Origin of the sequence: Streptomyces sp. NBC_01384 (assembly GCF_045040035.1) — a bacterium.
Lineage (GTDB): Bacteria > Actinomycetota > Actinomycetes > Streptomycetales > Streptomycetaceae > Streptomyces.
Map to the genome: position 1 here is coordinate 7,093,304 of NZ_CP109559.1, position 17,598 is coordinate 7,110,901.

Below are 17,598 nucleotides of genomic sequence, written 5' to 3' on the forward strand. Positions count from 1 at the left end.
CCGGTGCGCACCCGCCTCCTTCCGCTGCTCATCGTCCTGATGGCAGCCGTACTGCTCGCGCTCGGCATCCCGCTCGCCGGGAGCGTCGCGGCCGCCGAGCAGCAGCGTGTGGTCGTCGACCGTATCGACGACACGGCACGCTTCGCCGCGCTCGCGCAGTTCGTCACCGACCAGTCGACCGGCTCCCCGGTGTCCGCCCCGGACGAGCGCCGGCAGACCCTGATCAAGGAACTCGCCTCGTACTACGAGGTGTACGGCATCCGCGTCGGGGTCTTTTACCGCAATCTCGCCCCCATGGCCAACGCACCCGAGGACTGGTACCTGCCCGAGGAGGGCGAGGGCCGCGACGCCTTCAACGAGGCACTGCTGGGCCGCCGCAGCCACGATCCCGAGCAGGTCCTGCCCTGGCAGCGCAACCGGCTCGTCGTCGCGTCCCCGGTCATCCGGGACGGTGACGTCGTCGCGGTCGTGGTCACCGACTCGCCCACTGGGCAGATGCGTTCGAGGATCCTGCACGGCTGGGTGATCATCGGCGCGGGCGAGGTCGCCGCGATGCTGCTCGCCCTCGGCGCGGCGTTGCGGCTGACCGGCTGGGTGCTCCGGCCTGTACGTGTCCTCGACGCCACCACCCACGACATCGCGACCGGACGTCTGAAGTCGAGGGTCGCGGTCGCGGGCGGTCCGCCGGAACTCAGACGCCTGGCCCGGTCGTTCAACGAGATGGCGGACAACGTCGAAGACGTCCTGGAGCAGCAGCGTGCCTTCGTCGCCGACGCCTCGCACCAGTTGCGCAACCCGCTCTCGGCGCTGCTGCTGCGCATCGAACTGCTCGCACTCGAACTGCCGGAGGACAATGAGGAGATCGCGTCGGTCCGCACCGAGGGCAAGCGCCTCGCCCAGGTCCTGGACGACCTGCTCGACCTGGCGCTCGCCGAGCACGCCGAGGCGGACCTGCGGCTCACAGACATCGGCGAGTTGACGGCCGAGCGCGTCGCGTCCTGGTCACCGCTCGCCGACAGCAAGGGCGTACGACTGGCCGGGACCTGCCCGGCCACCACCGCCTGGGCCGACCCGGTCACGCTGTCCAGCGCCTTGGACGCGGTGATCGACAACGCCCTGAAGTTCACGCCCGAGGGGGAGCGCGTCGAAGTGGCGGTCTCCTCGAACGGTGAGGTCTCGACGGTCGTCGTCACCGACCTCGGACCGGGCCTCAGCGACGAGGAACTGGCCCGCATCGGCGACCGCTTCTGGCGCAGCGCCGGGCACCAGAACATCAAGGGCTCGGGCCTGGGCCTGTCCATCTCGCGGGTGCTGCTCTCGGCGGGCGGCGGCTCCATCTCCTACGCCCGTCATGAGCCGCACGGGCTGAAGGTGACGGTGACGGTGCCGAGGTCGAGGCCCGAGCCGTGAGTCGTGAGCCGTGGGCCCTGAGTGGGGCGGATACAGCTGCGGCGGTGTCCGGGGCTGCGGCTGTGTTCGGGGCTATGGCTGTGTCCGGGGCTGCGGCGGGTTTCGGGGCTACGGCTTGACCGAGCGGTAGTAGCGCCGGGCGCCCTCGTGCAGGGGCAGCGGGTCCGTGTAGATGGCCGAGCGCAGGTCCACCAGTTGGGCCGCGTGCACCTGGGCGCCGATGTGGTCGCGGCTGTTGATCACCGTCCGGGTGAGTTCCTCGGTGAGCCGTGCGTCCGAGTTCTCCCGGGTGATCAGGAAGTTCGCCACCGCCAGCGTCTGCACGGACGAGCCCTGCTGGGCCTCGGGATAGGCGTCGGCGGGCATCACCGCGGCCCGGTAGTAGCGGGAGGCACCGCCCTGCTCGTGCAGCTTCGTGACGAGGTCGCTGCCGATCGGCACCAGCCTGATGTCGAGGCTCTTCGAGAGCTTCTGGACGGCACTCGTCGGCAGGCCGCCCGACCAGAAGAAGGCGTCGATCTTGTGCTGTTCGAGCAGGTCGGGCATGGTGCTGATGCCGTCCGGGAACGGCGAGATGTCCTTCTTGGGGTCGAGCCCGGCCGCCTCCAGCACATGCTCCGCGATCAGCCGCACCCCGGAACCGCCGGGCCCCACGGCGACTTTCTTGCCGCGCAGATCCCCCACCGACTCCACGGACGAGGAGCGGCGGACCACCAGGTGCACATAGTCGTCGTACAGCCGCGCGCAACCGCGCAGCCGGCCTGCTCCCGGCTTGTTCTCCAGGATGTACGTCTCCACCGCGTCGGCCGCCGCGATGGTGAAGTCGGCCTGTCCCGTGGCCACTCGGCGGACGTTCTCCTGCGAGCCGTCGCTGTTCTTCAGCCGGACGTTCAGGCGGGGCATGTCCTTGGCGAGCGCGGTCTGCAGGAGCGTGCCGTACTTCTGGTACACCCCGGTCGGCGTGCCTGTGCTGAACGTGATCGTGCCGCCCGGCGACTTCTCGCCCAGCGGCAGCAGCCACCACAGCAGCAGCCCGAGGACCACGAACGCGGCCGCCGAGCCGAACAGCGCGCGGCGCCTGTCGATACGGGGGAGTGCCAGGAACATGCGCGCGATCCTGCCAGCCCGGAGACCATCCTGACCAGGGCCGGGCCGAGCGGGGGCACAGTGCGGGGTGGGTAGGGTCGGTGGATGCTGCCTTCTCCCACATCCCCGGTGCCCTCTTCCGGTTCTCCGGTTCCCTCGCCCGCCTCCCTGGTCCGCGCATTCCACCTCGCCTTCGGGCTCGACGCGCGCAGCACTCCGACGGAGGTCTCCCCGGAACTCGCCGCCCACCGTGGTGAACTGCTTGCCGAGGAGGCCGCCGAAGTCGCCGAGGTCTCCGTCACGGGCCCGCTGGACCGGCTGGCGCACGAGCTGGCCGACGTCGTGTATGTGGCGTACGGCACCGCGCTCGTCCACGGCATCGACCTCGACGCGGTGATCGCCGAGGTTCACCGGTCCAACATGACGAAGCTCGGTCCTGACGGCCGGGTCGCCCGCCGGGCGGACGGCAAGGTTCTCAAGGGGGAGCACTACCGGGCGCCGGACGTGTCGGAGGTGCTGCGGGGGCAGGGGTGGAAAGGTTGGAAGGGCGGGGACGCGTAGGACCGCGTAGGACCGCGTAGGACCGCGTAGGACCGCCTAGGACCGCGTAAGGCCAAGCCGGGCGGATCGGGCGGGCTCATCGCGCCGTGATCCCGCCCGGTCCCGGGTCCGGCGCCCGCCGCTCCAGCTTCCGGGCCAGCCGCTCCTCCAGCCGCGCCCGGCACTCAGGCCACTCCTCGGCGATGACGGAGAAGATCGCCGAGTCGCGCAGCCGACCGCTCTCGCCCGGCGCCCAGGACCTGGACCAGTTCCGCAGCACCCCTTCGTGCCGTGCGCCCAACGCCTCGATCGCGGCGCGTGAGCGGCTGTTGCGCGCGTCCGTCTTCAAGTCGACGCGCGCCACGCCCCAGCTCTCGAAAGCGTGCCGGAACAGCAGGAGCTTGGCCTCGCCGTTCAGGCCCGTGCCCTGGGCCGAGGCCGCGAGCCAGGTGAAACCGACCTCGATCGCGGAGAGCCGGTCCTCCGCCAGCCATGAGCGCGGCTCCCAGTAGGCCGTGACTCCGACCGGCCGTCCCGAGGCCCGCTCCACCTGCGCGTACGGGGCGAGTGTCCCCGCCGCGGCACGGGCGAGCTGTGCGTCGATGTACGCGCCGACCTCGGCCGCCCTGGGTACCCAGGTGAACCGATAGGTGCCTCGGTCCTCCTCCGCCGCCACGGCCAGGTCCGCCGCGTGGCGATGGCCCAGAGGTTCCAGGCGCACGAGCGTGCCCTCAAGGACCGGTGCCTCGAGCGCCTTGAGCGTGAAACTCATCGACCGCCACTCCGTTCGTACGTCTGTTCGTCTGCGCTGAACCGTTCGTTCGCGTTCCGGGCGGAAGCGTTCCAGAGTGAGCGTGCTCTGTCGTGCGAATTTGGCGCCCGACGGGTGGCATGTGGGCCGCCGGCCCGCACGTGGCCGTGGAAAGGGCCGACCCGTGCCCGGGTCGGCCCTTTCGCTGCGGCGCTGTCGGATCACTTCACCGTCACGGTGACGGTCGGCGAGGCGATCTCGCCCGCCATGACCCGAAGCTGCTGCCTGCCCCTGGCGTTGAGCTTGGCGGTCAGGGAGTAGCTGCTGCCGTTCTTGAGCGTGGTGGTGGACTTCAGGAAGGTCCACTTGCCGTTGGTCATGTGCTGCAGCTGCAGCTTGGTGCCGACCTTCAGTCCCTTGGCGCGTCCGGTGAGTGTCACCGACTGTCCGGCGATCACCTGGCTCTTGCTCGCCTTGCTGCTGATCGAACCGTTGGTCATGGGCGAGCGGCTCGCGTTGCCGGTCATGCTCGGCTTCGCGCTGCCGGTCTTGGTGGGCTTCGCGCTGCCGGTCTTGGTGGGCTTCGCGCTGCCGGTCATGCTCGGCTTCGCGCTGCCGGTCATGCTCGGTTTCGGACTCGGCGAGGCGGCGCCCGGGGACGCGGCGAAGGCACCGGCCGTCCCGGCCGACAGCAGAGCGACGGAGAGCGCGCCGGCGCCGATCGCCTTGACGCAGCGGCTGCAGAGTGTGGAATTCACTTGCGACTCCTGACGTGACGGATTCCCCCACGAACGGAACACGCCCGTATGGGCGATTTGTTCGTTTTTGAGGTTATCCATGTCACTGCCAAGCCTGCGACCTGACAGGGGCTCCATCCTGTGCGAAAAGCACCAAAAAAGCCCCATCATCCAACAAAAACCCCTGGTGATCGGGTCTTGCGGAGGGTTACCAACTTCTTACCCAGCGTCTATCGCGGCGCGGGAGGGAGGCGGTCCGCCTCACTCTGCGGTCAGCAGCCTGCGCAGCCAGCGCAGCCGGGCCGCCTGGGCGTGCTGGGCCGGCGGGATCTGCGGGGCGAACCCCTCGAATCCGTGAAAGGCCCCCGGCCCTACATGTAGCTCGGCGCGCCGCCCGCCTGCCACAGCCGGCTCGCGTACGCCACATCCTCGTCGCCGAAGTCCATCCGTTGCGATCGGCCGTCTCGGCGGCGCTCCGCCTGGCGGTGTCGAAGCCGCCGTCGACGAGGTGGACCTGGGCGCCGAGCCGCCGCATCGCGGCGAGTTTGCCCAGGTTGACGGTGGAGGCGGCGAAGACGTGGGTCGGCAGGCCGTGCTCGCGCCCGACGTGGGCGAGGCCCTGTCCGAGGTTTCCCGCCGCCGCGCACACCAGGACGTCGCCGCGGGGGCGGCCCTGGGCGAGGAGGTCGGTACCGCGTCTCTTGAAGCAGCGGATCGGATTGACCGTCTTGACCTTCAGCAGGGCGCGCAGCCCCAGTGCGTCACCGAGCGGTTCGGCCCAGTACCGGGGTGTGTCACGGAGCACGGGGTTCACGCAGGCGGCGGCCTTCTCGGTCCGGCCGACGTCGACGAGGCGCCCAGGCATGGCGCTCAGACATGGCGCTCAGGCATGGCGTTCGGAGATGGCGTTCTCCCGCTCCCGGAAAGCGCTTCTCTTCTCCTGCCCCATGACCACAGGAGCCCGGCCACCGGTTCGCCACGGATGACGCCCCAGGGCGCCAACCGCGGCGAACCGGCACCGTATCAGCCGTCGATGCGGTGCTGGGTCCAGAAGGAAGTCAGGTCCGTGGTCGTGGCGGCCTGGGCGGCTGCCTTGAACTCGGCCGTGGTCGAGACGCCGTACCAGTGTGAAGTGGCGTAGTCCTTCAGCAGTTTGGCCATGACGGTGTCACCGAGGACGCGCCGCAGGTCGTGCAGGGCGCACTTGCCGTAGCCGTAGACGACGGTGGAGTACCGGGAGGAGTGGGCGTCCCAGTAGGCCATCGAGTTGGTGATCTTCTCGTCCGACGAGGCCCACGAGACGCTGTTCCAGCAGTTGGTGCCGGTCTTGTTCAGCGCCAGGTCGGTGGCGTAGTCGGTGAACGCCTCATCCAGCCAGGGGCTGTTGTACTCGTCGTCGCCGACGATCCCGTAGAACCACTGGTGCCCGATCTCGTGGGTGAGTGCTGTGGTGCTGACCAGATCGAGGACGAACCCGGGGTATTCCATGCCGCCGAACCAGAAGTTGTTGTCGATCACCGCGTCCAGCTCGCCGTACGGGTAGGCGCCGAATCGCGCCGCGTGGGCGTCCACGGCGGACTTCGCGGTGGTGAGCATGGACTGCGCGTCGGACGAACTGATGCCCGAGACGGAGTAGATGTTGATCGGAGTACCGGCGGTGGAGGTGCCGGAGATCTTGGTGAAGGGGCCGGCCGCCCAGGCGAAGTCACGGACCTTGGAGGCGGTGGCGGTGGTGATCGTACGGCCGCTGGAGCCGGGAGTGTCGGCCGAGGCGCCGGTGGCCGGTACCAGCAGGGTGGTCGGGTGGTCGAGGGTCACCTTGAAGTCCGCGGCCAGTGAGTAGAACGACTCGCCGTTGTTGGTGTACGGGTCCAGGTGCCAGCCGGCCCCGTCCTTGACCGCGAGGACCGGCAGGGCGTTGCCGATCATGCTGAAGGCCCCGTCGTAGCCGAAACGGTCGGCGCCGCTGGGCACGGTGATGCCCAAGTCGAAGCCGATCGTGGCGGTCTGCCCCTGGGTCAGGGGCGTCGGGAGGGCGATCTGGAGCGCCGTGCAGCCGACCGAGAGGGCGCCCGCGGTGCCACCGGTGACGTTGGTGACGCTGATCGGCATCGCGGAGCAGGTGCCGTGGTAGTTGTCCCACAGCCTCAGATAGACCTCGCTGAGCGCGGTGGAGGAGGCGTTGGTGAAGGTCGCGCTCTCGTGGCCGGTCCAGACGGTGCCGCTGGTGTTGCTGCTCAGACTGACGGTGTACGAGGGTGCGGCCGGCGTGCGCGTGGAGTCGGCCGGCGGGGCCGTGTCGCCGGAGGTGTCGAGAGCGATGTCGTCGACGACGAAGCTCGTCTGGAGGCTGGAGTCCTCGATGCCGGTGAAGGCGAGGCTCACGGTCTGGCCCGCGAACGCCGACACGTCGAACGACTTCTGGACGTAGCCGGTGTTCTTGTCGAGGTTCGAGTACGTCGCCAGCGTCGTACTGCCGATCTTCGCCGTCAGCTTGTCGTACGCGGTGGACGAGGTCGTCTCGGCGGTGTCGACGTGCAGCCAGAAGGTGAGCGTGGCGCTGCTGCACCCGGACGGGATCGTGACGCTCTGCGAGAGCGTGTCGGTGTGCGTACTGCCGACACCGTTCAGCCAGGCGAAGGTGGTGCCGCCATGGGCGGTCTCGCCGGCGCGGTTGGTGATCACGCTGGTGGACGACTGACTCCAGGGCGAAGTGCCGTTTTCGAAGCCGCCGTTGGTGACCACCTGGGCCGGGGTGCACGCGGCGGCCTCAGGGGCTGCCGCGGGCGGCGCGGCTGCCGCCTGGGTGACGGGGAGCAGGGCAGCGGCCAACGCGGCGACACTGAGTACGCTCGCGGCGAGGGCCTTGTGGGGGGTCGGTCTCACACGAAACTCCTTTGAGGCGGCCGGGATTCCGGCCTGCTCGGTGGCCGCCCGGCCGGCTTGGGTGGGCCGGAGGGCAGCCGCGGGCTGCGCGCATCGCTTGCGCGATCGCTGGGGTGAGATTTCGGCGCGTCCCCCTGGGGTCAGGGCGACGACTGCCGGAAGCCTGGCAGATTTGATCAGGACATGCCATCGAGGCGGGGTAAAAGTGTTCGAGCGGGTCGGTGCGGCCTTGGCCGCCGAGCTTGCCGGGGTCGGAGTGGTCTCAGTCGCCGAGGTTGCCCAGTTCGGAGTGGTTTCAGGCGTCCGGCGGCGCACTTGCACTTACCGGATATGGGCGCAAGGCGGGCTTCCGCGATACTCCGGGCATGACTGCGCCGGTAGGCCCTGTGATCGTCTTCGATGACGAGTTCCACATGCATGTCTTCAAGGACGTAGCGCTCGCTGAGGAATGGTGGGAGACGCCTGCCGAGTACAACTGCGGATTCGATGCGCTGGGCAGGCCGCTATGCATGGCGGGCGAGCCCCATCGAGTCTCTCTCGAACTCACCGGTGAGGGGTCCGCGGAGGCGGACCTGCGCCGTCCGGTCGCCGGTCACTACCGGCGGTATCTCCGAGGGTGGCTGCCGCCCCAGGCGTCCAGCCTTTCGGAGTTTGTGGCCGTGCTGCCGGTCGAAGGCTCGCGACCGTCCGGGCCCGCCCTTCGCCTCATCCGCCTGCTCGGTCGCCGGTCCCGGCGGCCGTCTCGTAGGTGCTGATCTCGATCAGGTTGCCGTCGGGGTCGCGCAGGTAGGTGCTGGTGATCGGTCCTTGAGCACCGGTACGCGGTACGGGGCCTTCTTCCACGGGGACGCCGCACGAGGCCAGGTGGTCGAGGATCTGACTCTGTGTCGCATCGGTGAGCAGGCAGAGGTCCGCACTGCCGGGGGTGGGGTGAGCGGCGCCAGGCAGGAGTTCGTGGCCGGCCTCGTGCAGGTTGATCTTGCTCGTTCCGAAGGCCAGGGCCTGGCGGCCTTCTCCGAAGGTGACCGGGCGCATCCCCAGGACGCGTTGGTAGAAGGCGATGGTGCGTTCGACGTCGGCGACGGTCAATCCAGGTGATCGAGTCCGGTGATCCGTGGTCCAGGAGCGGAGGTGTGCGGGCCGAGTTGCCGGATGCAGGCCTCCCGGGCCGCGGCGGACAGCAGGTCGCCCGCTCCGGCGAACAATCGGTACAGGTACGGGCCGTACCGCTCGGCCAGTTCCTCGTTGTGGGCCAGTACGTCGAGCTCGTTGGCGGCGGTGATCTCCATGAACGCCCGCAGGTCCGCGTCGGCGGGGGTGTGCTCGCGGCCGGTGAAGCGATCACGGAAGACCACCGGCCGATCGCGCCCGATCCGGGGATAGGCGCTACCGCGGTCGCATCTCGCGTACAGATGGACCAGTGCCTCGGCCCGGTCGCCGATCAGCTCCGCCAGGGTCGCCCGCTCGGCGACCGGCAGCAGGTACTGGTCGAAACCGTCGGTTCCGTAGGTGGCGTGACACATCCCCGCCGTCTGGACCGCGGGATCGTTTCCCCAGTCGGCGAGCAGCCGCCGGACACGGCCCAGGTGTTCCAGCAGGGTGCCGCCCGGATGTGGCATCCCGGCGGCTCCCCGGGCGCGCAGAAATGCTTCGATGCGCGACCACTGGCGTGCGTCATGGTCACCTGTCACGTCACGAGTTGTACTCGTGACGTGACAGGGCAGGCAACCCCACCCGGCGACGTGCCCGCCGAGGAGTTCGGATTCAACTTCCGCTCGGGCCGCCTGTGTCTGGCCTTCGTGGCGACGGTGGGCGAGCGCTCTGGAGGGGCAACTTCCAACGGCTGCGAGAACCTGCCGACCTGGCGCGCTGGTACCGGTTACGTCTCCGCAGGTGCAGCGGCGGCATATTGAGGGCTGGGCTGCTGTGCATGATGCCGTGATTGTCGGCTGGGCCGAGGACCTTGATGTGTCGGCGTCCAAGTACCCGCCATGGAAACGGTCCGAGTTGGGGAAGTGGCTGAATCGTCCGGGCGAGTGGGACGGTCTGGCATTCTGACGCTTGGATCGTTTCGTGAGGTCGGTCGCGGATTTCGCGGCCCTGGTGAAGTGGTGTCAGGTGCGTGGCAAGAACCTGATCAGTGTGACGGAGCCGGTCGATCTGAGTTCACCGATTGGCAGGGCAATGGCGCAGATCACCTGGTCGATCGCTTCGGTGAATGAGCCGGCCACGTCCATTTCGCCGGGCCCTGGAACCCGATATGGCTGTCGGAGACCTGCACGAACCGCAGCGCGCCGCTTCCCGCTGCGACGGCCCCGGCGGCGGCCCCGGCGTTGGTGTCGCGGGAGTCCGCGATGTGGCTGATCACCTCTCCACTGGCCACGGTCAGCACCACCGCGCCGCCGAACCACTCTGTGTGCCGGATGAGTTGACGCCGAGTCATACCGTGTTCGGTTTCAGGCTGACCGGCGTCGTCGGCCGGTGCTCCGTCGTGACTGTCGTAGTAGTCGGTCATCAGGTCACCTCCACGGTGGCGGTCATGAACGGATGGATGGTGCAGAGGTAGCCGTAGGTGCCGGGCTTGGTGAACGTGTAGCTGTAGGTGGCGTGGGTGGCCAGGGCGGCCGAATGCAAGGGGCCGCCCGATCCGGCGCTGGTGACGGTGTGGGCGTCGGTGTCCTGATTCGTCCACGTCACCGTCGTGCCCGCTTTGACCTTCAGCGTGGCCGGGGAGAATGCGAAGTTCTTGATCGCCACGGCATTCCCGGTCACCGGCGCGGCCGCCGCGCCCGTGCTCGAGGGACTCATGGGCATGCTCATGTGGGGCATCGGGGAGGCGCCGGGAGCGGAGCCCACCGTTTTCCCCGACCCCGTGGCACCGGGCATTCCAGCCGTCTGATGCTGACCCGGACCGGGCGTGATGGCGCCGGCCCCGATGGACGAGGAATGCGACGACTGGCCGCATGAGCTGAGGAGTCCCAGCGCACCGGCAGTGGCAATGGTGGCGACGGCCAGCCCGGCCGCAGCACGTGATCGCCGACCTGGTGGGCGAAGGTTCAAGTACATGGTGTCCGTTCCTCACTGATCAGGCGGAGACAGGAACTGCGCCAGCTCGGGCGCACGCAACCGCCGGGATGTGTGTGGTGGATGGCGTGTTCATGGGCACGTGTCCCTCACGGACCCAGCGAACGAGCATGGGTGCTGCCCCGTGCCGGCTGCCCGCCTCGACGTGCCCCGCGCTGCGCATCCGCCCTGCCGCGCCACGAAGATGCAGGCGGCACGCGGCAGTTCCCCCGAGCAGGCAGCCGCGAGTGACTCGGGGCAGGTCGGCGTCGCCCATACGGGTGATGCGCACACTGGCCCGGATGGAGCTCTGCCCCGGTGGTCGCGCAGCCCCTGATCGCTGTGCGTAGGGCCGTCGCCGCGGTGTGTGCTGGGCACAGGCCGGGGCTGCAAGGTGGCACCGGCTTCGATGCACGGGGGCGGGGTGAGTGTGGCCGGTGGCGAGAGCGCGTGCGTCGCGTGGTGCATTTCGGTCACCTCTGTTCCATCCTTTGCCGCATGGGGAAGCGATGAGGAGTTGCGCGTAAGTCGGTTCTTGTTCGGCTCCACGGACGGTGAGGGTCCTGCGGTTCGGTGGATACGCACCTTTTGCGAGACCTCTTGGGATCGCCGCAGATCAGCCGACCCCGGGTCCTGCGCATGCTTGATCCTGGCGAGGCCGTAACGCCGCAAGGACGTGCCACCCGCGGCACTCACAGAGCGTGACCGGCGCCGAGCTGCTCGTACAGGACGAAGCCGCGCATATGCGCGGTGATCGTCTTATGCCCTGGAGTTCCCGAAAGCGTGGTCCAAGGACCGATCCGGATCGCTCCGCGCACCGTGTCTCTGATAGAGGGACCCTTTCGACCGCAGATGAGGAACTGCTTCGCACTCTGTATGCCGAGCACGCAGGAGCCCTGTTCCACTACGTGCTGCGACTGACCTCGGGAGACTGGCAATGGGCGGAGGATGTCGTGCAGGAGACGTTGCTGCGAGCGTGGCAGCATCCCGCTGCGTTCGAGCCCGCACGCGGCCCGGCCCGGGCATGGCTGTGTACGGTCGCCCGGCACCTGGTCATCGACGCCCACCGGGCCCGGCAGGCCAGGCCGGCCGAGGTCGGCGGCGAGGTGCTGGAGCGGGCCGCCGAGCAGACGCCGGGTGAGGACGAGATCGAGCAGGCACTGCAGAGCTGGGCGGTGGCCGACGCTGTCCGGACACTGTCCCCGGATCACCGCGCGGTCCTGCTGGAGACCTACTACCGGGGCCGGACCATGGTGGAGGCCGCACGGGTGCTGGGCATCCCGCTGGGCACCGTGAAGTCGCGGACGTACTACGCCTTGCACGCCCTGCGGCTGGCGCTGCAGGAACGGGGCATCGAGTCATGACCGTGGCATGGAGGAGGTGGCGACCATGAGCGCGGACCACGAGGCCCTCCGGCTGGCGCTGGGAGGATACGTCCTGGGCACGCTGCCCCCGGCGGACATGGAGCAGGTGCGCGCCCACCTCACGGTATGCACCGAGTGCCAGGCGGAACACGCCCAGCTGGCGGGACTGCCCGCGCTGCTGGCGACGGTGACCGCGGCCGAAGCCGCAGGCCAGACGGTGCCGGCGGCCGGTGGGGACCTGGCCGACCGGCTGGTGGCGCGGGCAGCCGAGAACGCGCAGGGCTCCCTGCCCGAACGGCCCGCCGTGCCTGCGGTGCCGCAGGCGCCCGAGGTGGGTGTGCTGGAGAGGCTGCTCCAGCAGGCCGCGGCCCGGCGCCGCAGGACCTGGCGTCTGCAACTGGCCGGCGCCGCCGCCTCCTTGACGTTCATCGCGGCAGCGGTTGGCGGCACATGGCTGGCGGCCATCGGATCCGTGGGCAGCCAGGCGACGCAGCCTGGGCCGACCGCGCCGGCTGCCTTGCGCACCTTCTCCGGAAGCGATCCCACCACCGGCGTCTCCGCCTCGGTGAAGGTCTCGCCCTCTGCCTGGGGCAGTGTCCTGCAGATCTCCGCCAGAGAGGCACCCGCCGGAATCACCTGCCGGCTGCAGGCGGTCGGGCCCGGCGGGGCCAGGGCGGACGGCGCCACCTGGCGGGCAGGCGAATACCCTCCCGGCACCACGATCCCAGGGGCGGTTGCCATGTCTCCGGGAGCCATCGAGCACTTTGAGATCCTCGCCGGCAACGGTCAGAAGCTGGTCACCATCCGAGCGTGAGGCCAGGCCATGGCGGTCATGTCACGGGACGGCCCGGCCGCCCGGTGACATGACGACAGCAGCCGGGCGTGAGCGCATGGTGGCACAAGAGGCCAAGAAGACGTCGCCTTCGAAAGGCCGGGCCCTCAGCGGAGAGGGGCCCCCGGGCAGTCGACAACAACCGGGCGGCCTCAAGACCGGTGGACCGGGTGAGTGGGCCGACGGGGCGTGCACAACTCTTCTTTTTCCCCGGAGTCCGTACAGCCCGGAGAAGAGGATCCAGTACGTCTGCACGCCGAGGACCGCGACCCAGCCGAGATGCGGGCAGCGATGTCCGTCCCGCTCTACGGCGCGACGCTCTCGCAGGCCGTCCGGAAGACCACGGGCGAGGGGACCGAGCTGCCGGTGCCCGGTCCGGCCGTGCGGCAGCGAGCTCTGGGCAGAGGCGGCTGAGCCCAGACAGGCGCCGACATTGATATGACTCGCAAGAATCCGAACAAAAGAGGCGAATAGCTCGAACCGTTCGGCATGCGTCGTCCGTGGAACTGAGTGAGCGCGCCCACGCAGGATCAGGATCCGGCCTACCGACCGCCCCCGAAATTATGTGCGGTCACCCCGTTCCGGTCTCAGCCAATCCACAGAAGAGCCAGAAGACCATGTTTGTGACCGATTCCGCCAGCCCGACTTCACTGCTCGGCCGGCCCTGCCGCCGCCAGGCACTGCGCACCCTGCCGGCGCAGGAGGCGCACGTCTCCGCCGCCCGTCACTTCGCGGCCGATTTGCTGGAGACCTGGAGTGTTCCCGCAAGCGAGCGGGACTCCGCCGTTCTCATCGTCGACGAACTCGCCGCCAACGCCGCCCAGTACGGCCATGAGCGCATGACCCTGCTGCTCGCCCTCGACCACGACACTCTGCACATTGTGGTCACTGACTCCGGCGCGGACGTGGAACGCCATCGCCCCGACATCGCCCCCGACGAACACGGCCGTGGCACCGGCATCGTCCAGTACCTCGCCCAGTCGACCGAGATCCACCAGACACGCAGCGGCCGCGAAGTCCGCGCCTGCCTGAGGTGCTCGCCATGACCGGACCGTACGCTCCGCACGAGCTGCGACCCCCTGCCGGGGCCGGCACTGCAGCACAGCGACGGGCTACCGGGGGCGACCGCGGCGCCGGGTCACCCGACGCACCCGCCGAGTGGGCCTTCGCGACCCACAAGCCGTGCCCCATCGACGGCTGCCCGGGCCCGGTCCACGTACCCATGCGGTCCACGGCACACCCATCGGCCCTCGATCACGGCGGCCCCCACCACGACACGGTGCTGTGTCAACGCTGCGGCGCCGGCCCCTGCGTACCGGCGGAGGTGTGAGCGTGGACGTCACCCCGAACAGCGGCAAGGGCATCGACGCCCCGCCCCCGCACGAGGCATATACGAATGCGCCAGATCTGCGCCGCGAGATGCACCAAGTGCTCGCCCTCGGAGCCGAACGCGACGGCCGCCAGGCCAGGCCCCTCGCACGGCCCCCCATCGATGCGACGGCCGCCGAACGCGCCTGGCTGCTACGCCGGACCGCCCTCATGGACCGGATGGCCCTGGACGACCCAGGCCCCGGCCCGGTCGCAGAAACCGCCGAACAACTCCTCCTCCACGACCGCCGCCATCCCGACCCGGCGGCCGGCCCGCACCACCCCGACACCATCACGCTCGCGTGGCCGGCCCAGATGAGCCACGTGCATGACCGCCAGTTGCCACAGCCCACCACCAGCGACAAGGAGCCACAGAACATGGGTGGAAAGCAGAAGACACTCGCCATACTTGCCGGAACCGTGCTGGCAGCCGGACTCACCAGCCCGGCCTTCGGGTCCACCACCGCTCACTCGCCGGCCCTGCGCACCGCCGCGACGGGGTCGGGGATGTCGGTCGTGGAGTGGAACCGCGAGCTCATCACCATCCTCGGCGATCCGAAGGCGCAGCCGTCCACCGTCCAGCCCACGCGCAGCTTCGCGCTTCTCCAGGCCGCCGAGTACGACGCCGTGGTATCGATCACCCGGGCCGGCCCCGCCTACGTGTTCTCGGTGTCGGCGCCAGGAGGCGCTCGTGCGGATGCCGCAGCGGACCAGGCAGCCCACGATGTGCTGGTCGCCCTGTACCCGGCCAAGCGCGCAGGCGTGGACCAGCTGCTGAGCAGCCAGTTGTCCGCGATTCCGGGCGGCCCGGGCAAGCAGGCGGGCATTGGTGTGGGAGCCGCGGTCGCCCGCCGACTGATCAGCCTGCGGTCCCACGACGGGTCCTCAGCCGAGCCGCCGCGGTTCCGCCCCGGCAACAAGGCCGGTGACTACCGGCCCACCCCTCCCAACTTCCCGGCACCGGTGTTCACCAACTGGGGCTCGGTCAAGCCGTTCGTGCTGGCCAGCGGACGCCAGTTCCGCCCGGCACCGCCGCCGGCCGTGAGCGGCGCCGCCTACGCCACCGCCTTGAACGAGGTCAAGAGCCTGGGGAGCAAGACCAGTACCACCCGCACCCCCGATCAGACGGCAGCCGCGAAGTTCTGGGCGGCGGCACCCGTCTGGAACGTCTGGAACCAGGTCGCGCAGGGCCTTGTCACCTCCCAGAACGCGAGCCTGGAGAAGGCGGTGAAGGTCTTCGCCCGGCTCGACCTGTCCCTCGCCGACACCACAATCGCGATGTACGACGCCAAGTACGCCTATCGCGTATGGCGGCCCGTGACCGCCATCCGGCTCGGCGGTACGCACTACAACCCGAGCATCGTCGGCGATCCCAACTGGACCCCCCTGCTGCCGACCGCACCGGATCCGTCCTATCCCGGCGCTCACGGCGCTCTCAGCCAGGCTGCGGCAACGACGCTCGCCGGGTTCTACGGTGCGCGGCATCATCTCGCGGTGACATCGAAGGGCGTCACCCGAACCTTCGCCGGCTTCCAGGACGCCGCCACCGAAGCGTGGCTCAGCCGGATCTGGTCCGGCCAGCACACCTCCCTCGACAACCGCGCGGGCCAGCAACTCGGCACCCAGGTGGCCGATTTCGTGGCGCGTCATCTCTGACCGCCCCCGCCGCGCGACTGCCATGCACAGCATGGCAGTGGCCAGAAGCCAGTGGTCCCGGCGCATCGGGTACCACTGGCTCGGATCACGCTCAGAGAGCGGCCATCCTCTGCGCCGAGGGCCCGCAGCTACTGGCCGGCAGGCCGGATGTCCGCCCGCAAGAAGCCCTGGCTTCCTATCACCGCGACGCACTGACTGAATGACTGTCGCGGTCGGACCCGCCGGGCCGCCCCACGTCGCCGAGCGCGGGCCTGCCCATGTCACTGTCGGCGGACCCGCAGTCGGGGGCCTTGCTCGGAGTCCCCGCAGGTACCTCAACACCCCCCGGGTCTGCAGGAGCTTCGAACCGCCGACCACATCCCAAAGCAGCTCACAGCCGAGTGACCACTGCCGCCACAGGTAGGGCCCACCCGCCGTCCGGCGAGGCAGGATCGGCCGCAGGCCGATGTCCCTGGGGCCGTTTCCCTGGGCGGGTCGTTGCCGGTGGCCGGGTGTGGATCTTCGAGGGGGAGCCGGGCTGCGGGCCCGGCCCGGACTGCGGCGTCCGCTGTTGTCCCCGCCGGCGCCATCGGACCACCGCTAGCCGGCGGAGCGGAAGATGGGCCAGCCGACCTCCGTGACCAGGTCGTCGTCCCTCGCCACGTCGAGGGGGCTGCGCAGGTAGTACTCGCGCAGTGGGCCGTCGACGCTGATTTCGTGGCGTGCGGCGTAGGTGCCCAGGTCACCGTAGGTGAGATCGATGGTGTGCAGGGGTCCGCGGTGGACGGCGACCGCGAGTTCCGCGCCGGGCACGACCAGTGCGTCGACCCGGCCGACAGGGCGCGCATCGCCGTCGACAGGGACGAACACGAGCGCCTCACCGCGTTCGTCCTGGAGCAGCTCGTTGGCGAACAGCCCGCCCATCGGGCCGGTGCGGCGCAGTCCCCGGGCCGTGGCGAAGCCGTGCAGCTCGCCGAGGGCGCCCTGCCACCAGCTCACCACGTCCTGTCGGTCGACGACCTCGCGGATCCCGATCGCCGGCTGCTCGCGGACCGTGCGGTACTCGATGGCCGAACTGTGCTTCGGGCGGGCCAGCAGCTCGCGCAGCGATTCGACGGCGCTCCGGGCCTGTTCGAGCCGGTCCTCCAAGCGTGCGAGATGCGCACTGATCAGCTCGTTGCGCGTGCTCACGTCCTCTGCGGCCAGCACGGCCTTCACATCCGCCACCGGCATGTCCAGGTCGCGAAGGCGCAGGATTACCTGTGCCGTCGGTACCTGGTCCAGGGAGTAGTACCGGTAGCCGGTACCCCGGTCGACATCGGCCGGCGCGAGCAACCCCACCTCGTGGTAGTGCCTCAGCGTCTTGACGCTCAGATGGGTCACGCGGGAGAACTCGCCGACCGTCAGGCGTGTGTGCATGGCGCCAGTATCAACCCTCCCCCTGCCGGAGGGTCCAGCAGAAGACCCCCGGTTGACTCTCCCGTGGAGGTAGGGCCCAACGTCTGCAGCGTGCACCGCACAGTGCCGAGGTCATCGAAGGAGCCCCCTTGAACACCATCGACCAGCCCGCTGTACTGCCCGACGTCGTCGCCGCTCACATCGCGGCGGTCAACGCCTTCGACACCGATGCCATCATGGCGACCTTCTGCGACGATGCCCTGGTCAACGACGCGCGCCGCGAATTCGTCGGCACCGCCTCGATCCGCGCCTGGGCGCGCCGCGAACTGGTCGACGACAAGGTCACCATGGACGTGACCGAGGTCGCGCGCCACGGCACTGTAACGATCGTGCGGGCACGCTACGACGGCGAGTACGACAAGACGAACCTGCCCGACGAGCTGGTTCTCACCAACTACCTCACAGTCGCCGACGGCAAGATCACCTCATTGATCATCGTGCGCAACGAGCCGGCTCCCTACTGAAGGC

General features: G+C 69.5%; 18 protein-coding genes and 2 pseudogenes. 9 read left to right on the forward strand and 11 right to left on the reverse strand.

Annotated elements, in window-relative coordinates; all coding sequences use genetic code 11:
* Window positions 1-3 precede the first annotated feature (3 nt).
* Entirely contained in the window at window positions 4-1,410 is a 1,407-nt protein-coding gene (locus OG747_RS32510; protein WP_405882926.1) for an ATP-binding protein, read from the forward strand.
* Window positions 1,411-1,518: 108 nt separating this feature from the next.
* Here the strand turns inward: OG747_RS32510 and OG747_RS32515 are convergent, their stop codons facing one another.
* Window positions 1,519-2,517 carry a TAXI family TRAP transporter solute-binding subunit gene (locus OG747_RS32515; protein ID WP_405882927.1) on the reverse strand — a complete coding sequence of 333 codons (999 nt, stop codon included), beginning with the start codon at window positions 2,515-2,517 and terminating at the stop codon, window positions 1,519-1,521.
* An 84-nt stretch (window positions 2,518-2,601) separates the two neighbouring features.
* On the opposite strand from OG747_RS32515, the gene OG747_RS32520 reads away from it, so the two are divergent.
* Complete coding sequence (locus tag OG747_RS32520; protein WP_405882928.1) at window positions 2,602-3,057, forward strand: MazG nucleotide pyrophosphohydrolase domain-containing protein; 456 nt, start codon at window positions 2,602-2,604, stop codon at window positions 3,055-3,057.
* Between the two features lie 76 nt (window positions 3,058-3,133).
* Here OG747_RS32520 and OG747_RS32525 read toward each other — a convergent pair whose 3' ends face one another.
* The 7 genes and pseudogenes from OG747_RS32525 to OG747_RS32555 form a co-directional block, all read right to left on the reverse strand.
* Complete coding sequence (locus OG747_RS32525) at window positions 3,134-3,808, reverse strand: GNAT family N-acetyltransferase (RefSeq protein ID WP_405882929.1); 675 nt, start codon at window positions 3,806-3,808, stop codon at window positions 3,134-3,136.
* Between the two features lie 200 nt (window positions 3,809-4,008).
* Window positions 4,009-4,545 carry a hypothetical protein gene (locus OG747_RS32530; protein ID WP_405882930.1) on the reverse strand — a complete coding sequence of 179 codons (537 nt, stop codon included), beginning with the start codon at window positions 4,543-4,545 and terminating at the stop codon, window positions 4,009-4,011.
* 240 nt (window positions 4,546-4,785) lie between these two features.
* Window positions 4,786-4,964, reverse strand: a pseudogene (locus tag OG747_RS32535) (alpha/beta hydrolase); the annotation flags it as partial.
* A 47-nt stretch (window positions 4,965-5,011) separates the two neighbouring features.
* Window positions 5,012-5,389: pseudogene (locus tag OG747_RS32540) on the reverse strand (PLP-dependent lyase/thiolase); the annotation flags it as partial.
* A 158-nt stretch (window positions 5,390-5,547) separates the two neighbouring features.
* Window positions 5,548-7,410 carry a M1 family aminopeptidase gene (locus tag OG747_RS32545; protein WP_405882931.1) on the reverse strand — a complete coding sequence of 621 codons (1,863 nt, stop codon included), beginning with the start codon at window positions 7,408-7,410 and terminating at the stop codon, window positions 5,548-5,550.
* A gap of 705 nt (window positions 7,411-8,115) precedes the next feature.
* Window positions 8,116-8,499 carry a VOC family protein gene (locus OG747_RS32550; protein ID WP_405882932.1) on the reverse strand — a complete coding sequence of 128 codons (384 nt, stop codon included), beginning with the start codon at window positions 8,497-8,499 and terminating at the stop codon, window positions 8,116-8,118.
* The gene (locus OG747_RS32555) at window positions 8,496-9,101 is read right to left on the reverse strand and encodes a DUF6817 domain-containing protein (protein WP_405882933.1); all 606 of its coding nucleotides are present in this window, start codon (window positions 9,099-9,101) and stop codon (window positions 8,496-8,498) included. Before OG747_RS32555 ends, OG747_RS32550 begins: the two co-directional genes overlap by 4 nt.
* Window positions 9,102-9,122: 21 nt before the next feature.
* Between OG747_RS32555 and OG747_RS32560 the strand changes: the two genes are divergently transcribed.
* Complete coding sequence (locus OG747_RS32560; protein ID WP_405882934.1) at window positions 9,123-9,323, forward strand: hypothetical protein; 201 nt, start codon at window positions 9,123-9,125, stop codon at window positions 9,321-9,323.
* A gap of 281 nt (window positions 9,324-9,604) precedes the next feature.
* Here the strand turns inward: OG747_RS32560 and OG747_RS32565 are convergent, their stop codons facing one another.
* Together OG747_RS32565 and OG747_RS32570 are read right to left on the reverse strand one after the other, a co-directional pair.
* On the reverse strand, window positions 9,605-9,925 hold the full coding sequence (locus OG747_RS32565; protein ID WP_405886107.1) for a hypothetical protein: 321 nt from the start codon (window positions 9,923-9,925) through the stop codon (window positions 9,605-9,607).
* A complete protein-coding gene (locus OG747_RS32570) occupies window positions 9,925-10,218 on the reverse strand; it encodes a plastocyanin/azurin family copper-binding protein (protein ID WP_405882935.1) in 294 nt (97 codons plus the stop codon). Before OG747_RS32570 ends, OG747_RS32565 begins: the two co-directional genes overlap by 1 nt.
* 1,016 nt (window positions 10,219-11,234) lie before the next feature.
* On the opposite strand from OG747_RS32570, the gene OG747_RS32575 reads away from it, so the two are divergent.
* The 5 genes from OG747_RS32575 (at window position 11,235) to OG747_RS32595 (ending at window position 15,693) form a co-directional block, all read left to right on the forward strand.
* Complete coding sequence (locus tag OG747_RS32575) at window positions 11,235-11,837, forward strand: sigma-70 family RNA polymerase sigma factor (protein ID WP_405885803.1); 603 nt, start codon at window positions 11,235-11,237, stop codon at window positions 11,835-11,837.
* A 25-nt stretch (window positions 11,838-11,862) separates the two neighbouring features.
* Window positions 11,863-12,651 carry an anti-sigma factor family protein gene (locus OG747_RS32580; RefSeq protein WP_405882936.1) on the forward strand — a complete coding sequence of 263 codons (789 nt, stop codon included), beginning with the start codon at window positions 11,863-11,865 and terminating at the stop codon, window positions 12,649-12,651.
* A gap of 297 nt (window positions 12,652-12,948) precedes the next feature.
* A complete protein-coding gene (locus tag OG747_RS32585; protein ID WP_405882937.1) occupies window positions 12,949-13,083 on the forward strand; it encodes a hypothetical protein in 135 nt (44 codons plus the stop codon).
* A 209-nt stretch (window positions 13,084-13,292) separates the two neighbouring features.
* Window positions 13,293-13,715, forward strand: coding sequence for an ATP-binding protein (locus OG747_RS32590; protein WP_405882938.1), 423 nt, complete (start codon window positions 13,293-13,295; stop codon window positions 13,713-13,715).
* 286 nt (window positions 13,716-14,001) lie between these two features.
* Entirely contained in the window at window positions 14,002-15,693 is a 1,692-nt protein-coding gene (locus tag OG747_RS32595) for a vanadium-dependent haloperoxidase (RefSeq protein ID WP_405882939.1), read from the forward strand.
* 579 nt (window positions 15,694-16,272) lie between these two features.
* On the opposite strand, the gene OG747_RS32600 is transcribed toward OG747_RS32595, so the two are convergent.
* The gene (locus OG747_RS32600) at window positions 16,273-17,091 is read right to left on the reverse strand and encodes a MerR family transcriptional regulator (RefSeq protein WP_405882941.1); all 819 of its coding nucleotides are present in this window, start codon (window positions 17,089-17,091) and stop codon (window positions 16,273-16,275) included.
* 128 nt (window positions 17,092-17,219) lie between these two features.
* Here OG747_RS32600 and OG747_RS32605 point away from each other — a divergent pair, with 128 nt between their 5' ends.
* Window positions 17,220-17,594 carry a nuclear transport factor 2 family protein gene (locus OG747_RS32605; protein WP_405882942.1) on the forward strand — a complete coding sequence of 125 codons (375 nt, stop codon included), beginning with the start codon at window positions 17,220-17,222 and terminating at the stop codon, window positions 17,592-17,594.
* Window positions 17,595-17,598 lie beyond the last annotated feature (4 nt).